This window comes from Dethiosulfatarculus sandiegensis (assembly GCF_000931935.2).
Classification (GTDB): Bacteria; Desulfobacterota; Desulfarculia; order Desulfarculales; family Desulfarculaceae; genus Dethiosulfatarculus; species Dethiosulfatarculus sandiegensis.
The window spans coordinates 152329-166223 of record NZ_AZAC01000010.1 but is presented as its reverse complement, the minus strand read 5'-3'; the positions used below and the strand labels follow the sequence as shown (position 1 = coordinate 166223).

The 13895-nt window shown below is 52.5% G+C and carries 12 protein-coding genes; 8 read left to right on the top strand and 4 right to left on the bottom strand.

Translation table 11 applies throughout. The features are described from left to right. Positions 1 to 264 precede the first annotated feature (264 nt). From X474_RS07390 to X474_RS26050, 4 genes are all read right to left on the bottom strand, one after another. The gene (locus tag X474_RS07390; protein WP_044347827.1) at positions 265 to 1665 is read right to left on the bottom strand and encodes a sigma-54-dependent transcriptional regulator; all 1401 of its coding nucleotides are present in this window, start codon (positions 1663 to 1665) and stop codon (positions 265 to 267) included. A 1-nt stretch (position 1666) separates the two neighbouring features. Further along, positions 1667 to 3388, bottom strand: a complete 1722-nt coding sequence (locus X474_RS07385) for an ATP-binding protein (protein WP_044347826.1) — start codon at positions 3386 to 3388, stop codon at positions 1667 to 1669. Between the two features lie 215 nt (positions 3389 to 3603). Then, entirely contained in the window at positions 3604 to 5460 is a 1857-nt protein-coding gene (locus X474_RS07380) for a methyl-accepting chemotaxis protein (RefSeq protein ID WP_052514973.1), read from the bottom strand. Positions 5461 to 5693: 233 nt separating this feature from the next. Next, positions 5694 to 5921 (bottom strand): hypothetical protein, encoded by a 228-nt coding sequence (locus X474_RS26050; protein ID WP_156360665.1) that lies wholly within the window; start codon positions 5919 to 5921, stop codon positions 5694 to 5696. 79 nt (positions 5922 to 6000) lie between these two features. On the opposite strand from X474_RS26050, the gene X474_RS07375 reads away from it, so the two are divergent. The 8 genes from X474_RS07375 to X474_RS07335 all read left to right on the top strand — a co-directional run bounded on the left by X474_RS07375 (position 6001) and on the right by X474_RS07335 (position 13800). Further along, positions 6001 to 6810: a formyltransferase family protein gene (locus X474_RS07375; protein WP_044347825.1), complete on the top strand. Its 810-nt coding sequence runs from the start codon at positions 6001 to 6003 to the stop codon at positions 6808 to 6810. A gap of 531 nt (positions 6811 to 7341) precedes the next feature. Continuing rightward, entirely contained in the window at positions 7342 to 7899 is a 558-nt protein-coding gene (locus X474_RS07365) for a CBS domain-containing protein (RefSeq protein WP_044347823.1), read from the top strand. 64 nt (positions 7900 to 7963) lie between these two features. Then, complete coding sequence (locus X474_RS07360; RefSeq protein WP_044347821.1) at positions 7964 to 9439, top strand: SLC13 family permease; 1476 nt, start codon at positions 7964 to 7966, stop codon at positions 9437 to 9439. A gap of 247 nt (positions 9440 to 9686) precedes the next feature. Further along, on the top strand, positions 9687 to 10094 hold the full coding sequence (gene mce, locus X474_RS07355; RefSeq protein WP_044347820.1) for a methylmalonyl-CoA epimerase: 408 nt from the start codon (positions 9687 to 9689) through the stop codon (positions 10092 to 10094). A gap of 88 nt (positions 10095 to 10182) precedes the next feature. Then, positions 10183 to 11031 carry a Fe-S cluster assembly protein NifU gene (gene nifU, locus X474_RS07350; RefSeq protein WP_044347922.1) on the top strand — a complete coding sequence of 283 codons (849 nt, stop codon included), beginning with the start codon at positions 10183 to 10185 and terminating at the stop codon, positions 11029 to 11031. Beyond that, positions 11031 to 12206, top strand: a complete 1176-nt coding sequence (nifS, locus tag X474_RS07345) for a cysteine desulfurase NifS (protein WP_044347818.1) — start codon at positions 11031 to 11033, stop codon at positions 12204 to 12206. The genes nifU and nifS overlap by 1 nt, the downstream gene beginning before the upstream one ends. 93 nt (positions 12207 to 12299) lie before the next feature. Next, a complete protein-coding gene (locus X474_RS07340; RefSeq protein ID WP_044347816.1) occupies positions 12300 to 13310 on the top strand; it encodes a sugar phosphate isomerase/epimerase family protein in 1011 nt (336 codons plus the stop codon). After that, positions 13249 to 13800, top strand: coding sequence for a cysteine hydrolase family protein (locus X474_RS07335; protein ID WP_082464215.1), 552 nt, complete (start codon positions 13249 to 13251; stop codon positions 13798 to 13800). The genes X474_RS07340 and X474_RS07335 overlap by 62 nt, the downstream gene beginning before the upstream one ends. Positions 13801 to 13895 lie beyond the last annotated feature (95 nt).

Here is a 13895-nt window from a genome sequence, read left to right as displayed (position 1 = left end):
AACTTCTTGATTTAACTGTATTTTGCGGCTTTATTCACCCAGGGATTGCCAGAAAATCACAAATTTTATTCACACTTTTATTAAGAAGCAAAAGGTGTTTTCAGTCAATCCCTCTTGTTTTCCAATGCATTTGATTTCTTATAAAAATCAAAAAGAAAACTCAATTGGGCCGCATGGGCAAAGCCTTTGGCCGTCCTTGGCCTGTAACAAAAATTATCAAATTGGTAAGTGCGCAGGATGATTCACACCAAGGGGAAATAATATTCACACCTTCAAACCATGGGCCTTGATTTTATTCAAAAGAGCCCGGCGGGAGATACCCAGGCGCCTCGCCGCCCGGGTGCGGTTTCCCTTGGTGTGGGCCAACACCCTTTCAATAATCTGTACTTCGGCTGATTGGGTCACCAGCATAAGCACTTTTTTAAGATCCTCTTCTTTTTCGGGGACCACAGCCCGGATCAGGCCGCTGTTTTTACCTGTCTGCCTTAATGAGAGATCCTCCAGACCGATCTCGCCCGCCTCGCTCATCAGCACAGCCAGTTCCAGGCAGTTTTCCAGTTCCCGCACATTTCCCTTCATGGGCGCTTCAACCAAGGCATCCATGGCATCTGCGCTTAGGCCTTTTGGCGGCAGGCCATGTGCTTTAGCGGCCTTTAAGCAAAAATGACGGGCCAAAAGGGGGATATCCTCTTTTCGCTCTCGCAAGGACGGTAAAATCAGGGGCACCACGTTCAGCCGGTAATACAGATCCTCCCTGAAAATTCCCTGGTCCACGGCTTTTTTGATATCCCGATTGGTGGCTGCAACAATGCGCAGGTCCACTTTTCTGAACCTGGTCTCTCCCACCCGCCTGATCTCGCCCTCTTGCAACACCCTTAAAAGGCCAGCCTGCATTTCAAAAGGCAACTCGCCCACTTCATCCAGGAACAAGGTTGAACCATGGGCCTGTTCCATCAGTCCCTGCCTGGAACGGTCGGCCCCTGTAAAAGCCCCCCTGGCCACTCCGAAAAACTCACTTTCCAAAAGATTGGCCGGTATGGCCGCACAGTTAACCGCCACAAAGGGCCTGTGCCTGCGGCTGGAATTGTAATGCAGAGCCCGGGCCGCCAACTCCTTACCAGTGCCGCTTTCCCCCTGTATCAGCACTGTGGCCCTGGTGTCGGCCACCTTGCGCATAACCGAAAAGACCTTTTGCATGGCAGGAGACTCACCGATTATATGGCCAAAGTCCCAACGCCCCTGCACCTCTGAACGCAATTTCCGGTTGTCGGCCAGCATACGGCTGCGTTCCAGGGCCTTTTCCACCAAAACCAGTATTTCCTCTTCTTTAAACGGCTTGGTGATGTAATCAAAGGCCCCTTGTTTCATTGCCATGAGCCCTGTCTCCAGGCTGGCGTAGGCGGTTATCATAACCACGGTCTGCTCAGGCTCCTGTTCCTTGATCTTCTCAAGCACCGTAAGCCCGTCCATATCAGGCATGCGGAGATCCAAAATGACCAGGTCAAAAATATCCGCCGCAAAAAGCTCCAGGGCTTTGACCCCGCCCGGGGCCAAGAAAACCTCGTGACCTGCCTGGTTCAGCATGACCTCAAGCACTCTGCGGACATGAGGCTCGTCGTCTGCCACCAGCACCCGCCCGCTCAGATTTGGGGACACCGGGCTCATCTTAATTCCCTTCCTGGTCTGCTACAGGTAAAAAAAGGCTGAAAACAGCACCTTTGCCAGGTTGCGACTCCACAGTGAGCCGCCCTCCCGCCTGGCTTACTATGCGCTGACAAATGCTCAAGCCCAGTCCAGTGCCCCGGCCCGGCGGCTTGGTGGTGAAAAAGGGGTCAAAAATGTGGGCCAGATGCTCAGGTTTGATCCCGGGGCCAGTGTCTATGAAACGGATTTTTACAAACCCGCCCTCATTTTCCGAAACAATGCTGAGTTTACCGCCCTTATCCATGGCCTGGGCCGCGTTCATGATCAAATTCAAGACCACCTGCTGCAACTGATCCCGGTCCATGTTTACGCCGGATAAATCCTTGGCCAGCCGGGTTTTGATCGTCATGGCATGACTCAACAGGCGCTTTTCGGTGAAATACATATTCAAAACAGCTTCAATGGCCTGATTAACCAGAAGAACCCTTTTCCGGTCCGGGCTGGGGCGGGAATAATCCAACAGGTCTCTGATAATGCGGTTTATCCGCTCAGCCTGCTCAGAAATCGCCTTGGAAAACTCGGTCCTTTCAGCCTGGTTTATCTGCTTTTTGGCCAGAAGTTCGGCATAACCGCTGATGGCGGAAAGGGGGTTTCCTATTTCATGGGCCACACCTGCCGCCAATATTCCCACACTGGCCAGTTTTTCAGCCTGGAGCAGGCTTCTTTCCAGCTCCTTTTGTCTGGTTATGTCCCTGGCCATGACCAAAAGTTCACCTGTGCGGCTTATGGGGGTTAAGCTCACCGAAACCTGCCTTTCCCCCCCATAGGGCGGCAGCATATCCAATTCCCGACTCTGTTTGCGCGAGGAGGCAAACCAGGACCTGGCCTTTTCCGGCTGGCTGAAAAGATCCCAAAGAGGCCTGCCCTCAATCTCACGGGGGGAAAACCCCAGCTCCAAGGCAGCTTTATTGGTGTAGCTTATGCAACCTGAGGCATCGGCCACTATGATCAGGTCCGCCGCGTTATCCAAGAGGGATTGCTGGTATTCCCTGGCCTGGTGGGCCTTGATCTCACTGGCCAGGAGTCTTTCATTGATCTCGCCCAACTGATCGATCAAACGGAAATTGATCAGGGCGTGGGCCGCATGGTCGCAGATAATGGTCAATGTCCGGGTGTGTTCCTGACCAAAGGCTCCGGTTGCTAGGCTGACCAGCACCATGGCCCCCACGATCTGCTGCCTGGCCACCAACGGCAAAGCCAACAGGCTTTTGGCCTGTTTGGGAAACACACCGGGCCAGGGCTGTTCATCGGTGAGATCCCAATCCGGCAAAAGCAGAATACTGCCGTTGGCCACGGCCCTGCCCAGCACGCCTTGATCCAGGGGGATATTGTTTTTATCGGATATTTCTATTTTGATTTCAGGTTGCTCCCATCCGCGGTCATACAAGGCAGAAGGGATAAGGCAGGTCATTTCCGGGTCTGTGAGCAAAAGCCCCACAAAATCGGCGGGAAGCTCACTTATCACCACCTCCACCAATCCGGCGGTGAGGCCTTTCAGATCCGCAGCCTTGCGCAGGGCGTCCGAGACCCGGCGGATCAGGGAAAGTTCTTCGATTTTGGCGTCGAATTCACGGTAGATGCGACTAAGGGTCTCTTTATAGGTGGCCAGGGCGGAGCGCTGTTCCTCCACCATTCTGATCAGGGTTTCCTTGTCCTGATTTTTCAACTCAGGGTCAAAAGGCACTTATCCCCACCAAAGCCCGCTGCCATATGGCATTCCCGGCAAGGTTGCGCTTCATCCTCAACGGGAATTCGGGACCGGAAAAAGGCTTTGCCAAAAAAGGCCCTTCTCGGGTTTTGAAAACAGCAAAGATCGCCTTTTTCAACCCAAACTTGGCAAAACTCGAAGTCTTGCCAAGTTTGTCAAGAACCTCTAAGTAAAAGAGCTGATGCTCTTGGTTATTCTAGCAGCATCTGTTTCTTCACCGGGGCTTCTTTTAAAGAAACTTGGGCGGATTCACCGGTTTCCGACTGGGCCGCCTTGCCGACCAGAAGCACCAGCTCGCCCACAATTCGATTCAAGGAATCAGCCAGCCCGGTTAGTTCCGCAGCCACGGAAGCCGATTCCTGGGCTGTGGCCGCATTGCCCTGCACCACGGTGTCCATCTCGCGCACGGAACGGTTTACTTCTTCTATTCCCTGGGTCTGCTCCTTGGATGCCCCCGCAATCTCAGAGACCAGGGTGGTCACCTTTTCCGCCACTTCGGCCACCTTGGCAAAGCCTTCCTGAGTCTTGGCCACCAAAAGAGACCCTTGTTCAATGCTGTTGACCGTCTCTCCGATCAGGTCCTGGGTGTTTTTGGCCGCCTCGGCCGATCTAATGGCCAGGGCTCTAACCTCATCGGCCACCACGGCAAAACCCGCTCCGGCCTCTCCGGCCCTGGCCGCCTCCACCGCGGCATTTAAGGCCAGAAGGTTTGTCTGGAAGGCTATCTCGTCAATTGACTTGATAATCTTGGATATCTCGCCCCCGGAGCCCGCTATCTGTTCCATGGCCTCCGCCATCTCGGTCATGGTCTTGCCGGCCCCACCTATAATCTGGTTGGCGTCTTTCATATGGGCATCGGCAGTGGATGCGTTTTCCGCATTGCTTTTGGTCATGGAAGCGATCTCTTCCAAGGCGCTTGAGGTCTGCTCCAGGGCCGCCGCCTGCTGGCTGGCCCCGTCGGCCAGCCGATTGCTGGAGTCGGCCATTTCAGCCGAGGAATTATGCATGGTGGTGCTGTTTTTATTCAGGGATTTGATGGCCTGGGTGACGGTGCGGATAACCCCTGCACTGGAGCGCCAGAAGAACAGGGAAAGCAGGATCAAGGCAGCCAGCCCGCCGAAGATCAGGCTGTTCCTTATAAAGCTCATATTTGAGTCGAGCTGGGCAATGTCGCGCACAAAAACCATGACCCCCTCAACCTCACCGGCGAAGTTGATAATGGGTTCGGCGGTTATGTACTTGTCGTTCTTGTGGATAGAAACAGTGCCTTTAAGCGCCTTCTGCAAAAGGGAGGCGTCCACCACCGGGCTTGTCTCGTTTTTGTCGGTCGTGAAAACCAGGACCAGATTGCCTACCTCCGGAGGGTTTTGAGCAGCCAGGCGACGGGCAATGGAAAGAAAATCCTTGACCATGTATGCCGCGGTGTGCTCGTTTTCGGTCCCCCGGGAGAGCTGGCAGACCTGGGCGAAATCCACCAGGGACTCAACCGATCCCCGGTAATTACCCTCATCATCCTCTATGGGCATCAGCCCCCTGACCACAAAACCGCCCCGGCCAATCTCTATGCCGGTGACGGGCTTTTTGGTCTTACTCACCTCGAGCACGGTATTCCGGAAACTGGTAAGATCGTCTCCGCCGTCCTTTTTGCCGGGTTTGCGCCATATTCTCAAAAGGCTTTTGGCGGGAGGAAGGTGAAAATGGATTTTATAGGACTTCAAGTTCAGCGCCCTGGTCACATGGGTGTGTATGCGATCAAAGGTTTTTCTGAGAACTATGCGGGCCTGGTCCTCCTGCCCCTTATCCGCCAGATCATAGGCCTCCTGGACCCCTGGGGCGCCTGCAGCCAGGGCTGCTGCCATCAATGCCCTGGACTCCAGGGTGCTCAGGCTTTTTTTAAGGTTTCTGACCTGGGATTTGCTTATCTGCCGCTCCTGCCCCCTCCAAAGGGAGTTGACCTGAAACACCGTCAGAGCCACCCCGGTTATCACAAATATGGAAATAAAAACAATCGGTAGAATCATCAGCCTGAAACGAAGGGCATTACGCATGATTTCTCCCTTTGTACACTAGGCCTCGGCAAAGAACCGCTTTTGTGCACAACCCGCCAAACTGTTGTATCTTTTTTGCAGTACTCTACAGTTCAGCCTGATTTATTAAGATGGCATAGCGACACTTTCCAGGGCAGACTGGAAAGTGAGGGGCAGGCTTTTGATGAATCCATTAAGCTAATAAATTCATATTTGAACCGGCTTTGTCAAGACAGGCAGCCGACTCACCTTAATCAGTCAAGCGGCAGCCGATCTGTTAATTTGCGGTAATACTTCAGGACCAAAAGTCCGACCAAAAAAACCACAAACAAGCCTGCTGCAACAGCCAAGGCCTTGAAGGCCCAAGGAGGCAAGGCCTTAAGCATAGTAATCACTGTACCATCTCCGTATTTTGCATGGCCCATATTAACGATATATTGTACTTTTTTGAACAACTTTTTAACACAATCAGATTCCCACATGTAGTGATTCAAATTTATATACGCAAAGTTATGCACTTACAGCTCAAACCCTTAAGAACCGTCAAAAAAAGGAGTGTCAATGGGCCTTTCACAAAACCCGGCCTCAGACAAGGGGGCAGGTGAACAGGGGCTTCGGGTGGCGGCCTTTATGAGCGGCAGCGGCAGCAACATAAGACGCCTGTTGGAAAGAAAAAGCCCTTTTTACCATATCAAATTCATTTTCAGCGACCGGGCCGACGGAGCCTGCCAGGGAGAAAAAATTGCCCATGAGTATGGGCTGCCCTATTTCAGTTTTGATATCAGGCGGTTTCATGAAATCAGAGGCCTTAAAAGAAGCCTTGCCCATCCGGAAGGCTTAAAAGCAAGGCATGAATACGATCAAGTGGCAAAAGCCCTGCTCAAAGCATTTGAGATCGATGTAATCGCCCTGGGCGGTTATATGAGTTTCACTACCCTGACCGGCGGCATAAACGTACATCCCGCAGACCTCTCCCTGGTTAGTGAATCCGGGGAGCGACGCTTTGTCGGGGATGACGCGGTGTTGGATGCCATCAAAGCGGGACAGACCGAGCTGCGCTCATCCACCTTGTGGATAGATCAGGGGGTGGATTCAGGTCCTCTTTTAATGGTGAGCGATCCCCTGCCGGTTAAACTGCCCTGCCCCTTGGCTGAGCTGCTGCAAAATCCCCCAAAACTGCGCCGGGTGGCCGATGAACATCAGGAAGAGCTTAAAAAAGCGGGCGACTGGGTGGTTCTTCCCCTGACCCTGGAGCTGATGGGCCAGGGAAGGCTTCAAATCGGGCAAGACAACCTGGTCTACTTTGACGGCCTGCCCAAACCCGAAGGCGTGCGTCCTTCTGAAATCCAGCAAAATGTTGAAAAAGGCTGATGCGGACTTTGTCAGAGGCCGCTTGGCAAAAACTTGAGTTTTGCCAAGCGGCTCGAATTACTCGTCTTAGGACAGCCTCACAATTTGGCGGGCCGTCATTCGGAGTCTTCGATAAATAGCCGATTTTCGAGGGGCGTGTCCTTGGCCCGCATTCCGGCTGTTTGTCAACAGCCGGGTGTTAAAAAAGCTGGTTCAGTCTTTTTCAACTCACCTTGGGACAGCAATTTTGCCCTTGCAAGCAACATTCGGCGAACTTCCACAGGAGTTGGTAAGTAAGCCGAATGCACTTTTTAAAAAACGGGTTTTCGACTGCACCCACTTGTCCCAGCAAAATTCCCCTATAAACACCAGTTATTTTTTCCAAAAAAGTGTCAGTTTTTTTTACAATGTATCGCACTGAAAAAATTATAAATTTTTGAAACACCCTAAATAAAAGTTCATTTTGGGGCATTTTTTTGTGTATCTTTTCACAGATGACAGGGTAGAATGCCGCCAACAGTGTCATGACAACACCATCCAGGACGGTCTGCCATGAAAGAAATGAAAATAAAGGACCTCATGGTCCCAGTGGAAGAGTATGCACGGGTTTCCGAGGACGCCATCCTGCAACAAGCGGTGCTGGCCTTGGAAGAAGCCCAGATCAATTTTAAAAAGTCGCCTTACAAGCACAGGGCCATACTGGTTTTCAATGAAAAAACCGGTGATCTGGTCGGCAAGCTAAGCCAGTGGGCCATATTAAAAGGCTTGGAACCGAAATACGATGAAATCGTAGACACGTCCAAGCTCTCCCGCTTTGGCTTCACTCCCGAATTCACCCGTTCCATTATGCAGCATTATAAGCTTCTGCAAGCGCCCTTGGACCAGGTCTGCCAGAAAGCGGCAACCCTGAAGGTCAAGGACATGATGAACAAGGTAGATAAAAACGAATATTTAGACATAGAAACAACCCTGGACCAGGCGATCCACTGCTTTGTGATGGGGCACAACCAGTCGCTTATGGTCACTAAAAGGGGAAAGGTCGTAGGCATCCTACGCTTAAGCGACGTGTTCAAAGAGATATGCTACAGAATAAAACTTTGTGAACTCTGAATACTATTTTTAAACACATGCTGGTCTGCGAAGTTGCCATCTGTCCGTCTATAAGGAGCCGGATATGAGTTCCGACATAATGTACAAAACCAAAAAGAAAAAAATTGACTGGTGGCGCATCATCCTGATGCTCACCGGTATAGCCCTGTTTGCAATTGTCGAATTTTCTCCGGCCTGGCCCGATGCGATAGATCCCATGGGCAAACACTTTCAGCTTTCCCCTCAAGCCAAGGGGGCCTTGGCCACCTTTCTCCTGGCAGGCACCTGGTGGGTTTTCGAAGTGGTTCCCATAGGTGTAACCAGCCTCACCATCGGCCTTTTGCAAGCCCTTTTCCTCTTGCGCCCGGCCAAGGCGGTTTTTAACGATTTCATGGCTCCTTCGGTGATGTTCATCTTTGCCTCCATCATGATAGGCACGGTATTCACCAAAACCGGGCTTACCAAGCGACTGGCCTACAAGATGCTGGCTATTGTGGGCGAGCGAACCAGCATGATCTATCTGGGCTGCTTTGTGGTTACAGCGGCCCTTACCCACATCATGGCCCACACTGCCGTGGCGGCCACCATTTTCCCCCTTCTCATCGCCATCTACACCCTTTACGGTGAAGGCGACAAACCCACCAAATTCGGCAAGGGCCTTTTCATCGGCATGGCCTATGTGGCAGGCGCCGGCAGTATTGTCACCCTTTTGGGTGCGGCCAGGGGTGCTGTGGCCATTGGCTTTTTCAATGATATTGTGCAAAGGGATGTGGGCTTTTTCGAGCTGTCCTATTACATGGCCCCCATTGGCTGGATAATGACCTTTCTCCTGTGGGTATTTTTCATGATCTTTTTAAAACCCGAAAAAAAGGTCATCCCAGGTCTCAGGGAAAAGGCGATCCAGTTGAACCATGATCTTGGCCCCTTGACCAGAAAAGAGATCATGGCCGCCCTGATCGTATTGGGCATGATCGCCATGCTCTCTTTGCGCTCCTTTGTACCGGAACTCAAAGCTATAGATAAAACAGGCATTATCCTCGTCTCCACGGTGCTTTTCTTTGTCTTCAAAATTCTGGACCTGGAAGACTTGGAAGGCGTGCCCTGGAACATCATCCTGCTCTTTGGCGGCGCCATGAGCATGGGCTTCTGTCTTTGGGAGACAGGGGCGGCCAAGTGGCTGGCCATCAACTGGCTGGCCATGTTCAAGGAGGCCCACTGGTTCATCTTCGTGATGAGCATCTCCTTCTTTGTGATGATAATGACCAACTTCATCATGAACGTGGCGGCCATCGCCATCTCACTGCCGGTGGCCCTGGTGATCGCGCCTTATCTGCATGTGTCTCCGGATATCATCCTCTATTCGTCCCTGGTGGTGGCCGGCATGCCGTTTCTCTTGCTGGTGGGGGCCGCGCCGAACGCCATTGCCTATAATTCAGGCCAGTTCACCAGTGGCGAGTTCTTCTTCTACGGCATTCCCGCCAGTATCCTTTTGATGCTCGTCACCGGACTTGCGGTCTGGGGCATCTGGCCCTTGATGGGCATGCCGGTGACCACACCCTGACCTTTCACAGGTTTTTTTAACGAAAAAGCCGGTCTCCCCGATAAGGGGAGCCCGGCTTCTTACCGGCAGAGACAACCTTATAACCACCGAACACCCATTCTCAGCCCGCCCTTTATACCCCAGTAAATAAATAAGGTTCTAGGACTTGCAACGCCTTTAGGCACGTTCTATCATATTTAAGCGGTGATATTTTTTAAGTCGCCTGCACACCATCAATCAAATACAGCTCAAAGAGGAAAACAACATCATGAAAATCAAGCGGTTAGCTCATATTGGCATAGCTTGTAAGGACGTGGAAGACGCCGCTAAGGTCTTCACCGATTATCTGCCCTTGGAAAAAACCTCCCAAGATACCGTGGGAGAGCTGGTCACCGGTTTTTTACCGGTGGGGGAGACCTCTCTGGAGCTGGTGCAAAGCACCACCCCGGAAGGAACCATGAACAAGTACATCGCCAAACGCGGAGAGGGCATTCATCACATTGCCTTTGAAGTGGAAGATGTGGAGCAGGCCTGCGATGAACTAAAGGCCAAAGGCGTTCCCCTCACTTCAGACAAACCCTTTGACGGCGCCCACGGAGCCAGGGTTTTATTTTTACATCCCAAGGTGACCCACGGTGTATTGATTGAACTTTGCCAGTACCCTGAAGGGCACTAAAAATTACCAGGCGGCCGGCCCCGGGCCGCCTTTTTTTACCCAATCGGCCTTATATAAACGGAACCAAAGCAGGCCAGGAGTTTTTAATATGTGGGAATATACAGACAAGGTAAAAAAGTATTTCACCGAGCCTGTTAACGTGGGCGAAATTGAAAAACCCGACGGAGTGGGGGAAGTGGGGTCATTAGCCTGCGGAGACGCACTAAAACTCATGATCAAGCTGGACGACCAAGGGCGTATAGAAGACGCCAAATTCCAGACCTTTGGCTGTGCCAGCGCCATTGCATCCAGCTCGGCTCTCACGGAAATTATAAAAGGCCTCACCCTGGATGAGGCCGAAAAGGTTACCAACAAACAGATAGCCGATTACCTGGGAGGCCTGCCCCAGGAAAAAATGCATTGTTCGGTAATGGGCGAGCAGGCGCTTGAAGCAGCCATCAGAAACGCCAGGGGGTTGGAGCCGTTGCCTTCCCTTGAGGGCGAAGTTGTCTGTCAGTGCTTTGGGGTGACTGACAAGGAAATAGAAAAGGTAGCCAGGACCAACAACCTTCACACAGTGGAGGAGATTACCAACTTCACCAAGGCGGGCGGAGGCTGCGGCAAATGCACCGACCAGATCGCAGCCCTTCTGGACAAGATCTGGAGCGGGGCCAAGCCCCTGGACCAGGAGCCCGGACCGGAGCCCAAACCGCGCAGGCTCACCAATATCCAAAAAATGAAGCTCACCGAAGAAACCCTGGAGAGGGAAGTCCGTCCAGCCCTGCAGGCCGATGGCGGAGATATTGAACTGGTGGATATTGAAGGCAACAAGGTGCTGGTTGCCTTAAGGGGCATGTGCAGTTCCTGCCAGGCCAGCCAGGCTACTTTAAGCCAGTTTGTGCAAAGTAAATTAAGGGAATTTGTGAGCCCCGACCTGGTGGTGGAGGAGGTGAAGTAATGGGAAACCCGGTAATTTATCTGGACAACAACGCCACATCCAAAACCGCCCCGGAAGTGGTGGAAGCCATGCTGCCCTATTTCGGGGAGTTTTACGGCAATGCCAGCTCCATGCACTCCTTTGGAGGCATGGTGGCAGAAGTCATGAAAAAGGCCAGAAAACAGGTGGCAGACCTTATCGGGGCCGAGCCCGAAGAGATCATCTTCACCTCCTGCGGCACGGAGAGCGACAACACGGCCATAAACTCCGCCCTGATGAGCAACCCCTCCAAAAGGCATATTGTAACCACCAGGGTGGAACACCCTGCCGTGTTGAATTATTGCCAGAACCTGGCCCGCCAGGGATATGAGGTGACTTTTCTGCCGGTGGATCGACAGGGAAACCTGGATCTGGGATATGTGGAAAATGCCATCACAGACGACACCGCCTTAGTCAGCGTCATGTGGGCCAACAATGAAACCGGGGTTATTTTCCCAGTGGAAGAGATCGCGAACATGGCCCGCTCCAAAGGTGCTCTGATGCATACCGATTCCGTGCAGGCAGTGGGAAAGGTGCCGATCAACCTGGCCAAGACCAACATAGACATGCTTAGCCTCTCCGGCCATAAACTGCACACCCCTAAGGGAGTGGGGGTGCTTTACGTACGCAAGGGAACGCCGTTTGTGCCCTATATAAACGGAGGCCATCAGGAACACGGCCGCCGGGCCGGTACAGAGAACATCCCCTACATAGTCGGCCTGGGCAAGGCCTGCGAACTGGCCGCCCAAAATATGGACGAAGAGAACACCAGGGTAAAGGCCCTGAGGGATCGACTTGAAAAGGGCCTGTTGAAGATTCAGGCCAGCATGATAAACGGCGATCCCATGCACCGCCTGCCGAACACATCCTCCATCAGTTTCGAATATGTGGAAGGGGAATCCATCCTGCTTATGCTGAGCGACCTTGGCATATGCGCCAGCTCCGGTTCGGCCTGCACCTCGGGCTCCCTGGAGCCCAGCCATGTGCTGAGGGCCATGGGTGTGCCCTTTACGGCGGCCCACGGCAGCATCAGATTCTCCCTTTCCGTCTACAACACGGAAAAAGAAATTGACTATGTGCTTGAACACATGCCAGGTATCATAAAACGGCTGCGGGATATTTCTCCATTCTGGAACCAAAAAACCGCAACCGGATAACAAAGCAACCTTAAAAGCCCACAGGCCGCCCTGCCGCGAGGCTTAAGGGCGGCCTTATTTTTGTTTTAACACAAAGCGGATAAGATCCCGAAAATGAATACCTTTGACCCGGTCCCGGCCCTTTCCACCTGCTGGGCCTCTGAAAACTGTCAATCCGCCGCCGACCTCCTGGACCAGATCCGGAAAACCGGCTTTGATAAGCTTGAATTGGAATACCGCCTCACCACCCCGATTTTGCAGGATCTTCTGCCCGAGTTGAAACCAAGGGGCCTTAAAATATCGAGCATTCATAATTTCTGTCCCCTGCCCCTTGATATGGATCCGGCCTTAGCCGGCGGAGATCTCTTCAACCTGGCCTCCAGGGACAAAGAAACCCGGCAAAGGGCTGTTTCACTGACCACATCCTGCCTGGAAATGGCCAGCGACCTGGAAGTGGAGCGCTTGGTCCTTCATCTTGGCTGGGTGGAAGGCTTGGAAAACAAGCAGGTTATTAAACTGGCGGCCGGGGAATCCGCTTCTTCGGCAGAGCTGACCAGGCAACTTGAATATCGAAATCAACTGGCCCCGGCTTTTAGGGACGCAGTTAGTTTCTCCCTTGAAAAGCTTTTCAAAAGAGCCGAACCACTGGGCGTGGTTCTGGGAATTGAAAACCGCTACCATGCCTTTGAGATTCCGGACCTCACAGAGGCTCAACTTTTACTTAAGCGTTTCAAAGGTGCGCCTTTGGGGCATTGGCATGACCTGGGCCACGCCCTGGTGCAACAGGCCGCGGGTCTGCCCGGACCGGACAAATGGCTGACGGCTTTTGGCCGGGACCTGGTGGGCTGCCACCTGCATGACACCCTGGCTGAAAAAGATCATCTTCCCCCGGGACAGGGAGACGCCTCCTGGCCGGATTTACTCCCGCTTTTAGTTGACAGCCCCTGTTTTGTCATGGAAGTGCACCCAGGCCCCGAACCGGATGAGATTAAAGAATCCGCCCAGATGATAACCGAACTTCTGCACAATACTCATGCTCAAAAGACCAAAGGGAAGGAAGCTCATGAAGACAGCAGTGGTGGTGGTGGACATGGTAAAGGACAACCTGGAACTCTCACCCCATGAGGCGGTGGCCCAAAGGGCCAAATCCGTGGTTCCCCAGATAAACAGGCTCACGGATAAGGCGCGCAAACTTGGCTGGCCGGTTATTTTCGCTACGGATTCCTTTTTACCCGGTGATTTTCTCTTTAAAGGGCGTATGAAGGAATGCTCCTTAAGGGGCACAAAAGAAGCAGAGATCACAGAGCTGCTTAACCGGAAAGAAAGTGATGTCTGGCTGCCTAAAAGGCGCATGAGCGCTTTTTATAAAACAGACCTGGATCAAACTCTGCGGCTTTGGGGGATTCAAAGGGTGGCTGTCTGCGGCATCATGACCCCATATTGTGTGCTGACCACCGCCCTGGATGCGGTTTGCAATGACTTTTACGCGGTTATCTTGGAAGACGCCTCCAATGCCATGACTGATCAGGATCATCAGGCCTGTCTGGGCCTTTATCGCAAAAGCCCCCTGGATCCCATCCTCACAATTAAAACCTCAAAAGAATTATTCAGCTAGGTAGAGACAGGATCTAAAACCCAGCTTGCTGACAAAGTCCTTCGGGGCTTTGTCAGATGCCGCCCGGTAGAGGCAAGGTAATTTCAACTGGCTGG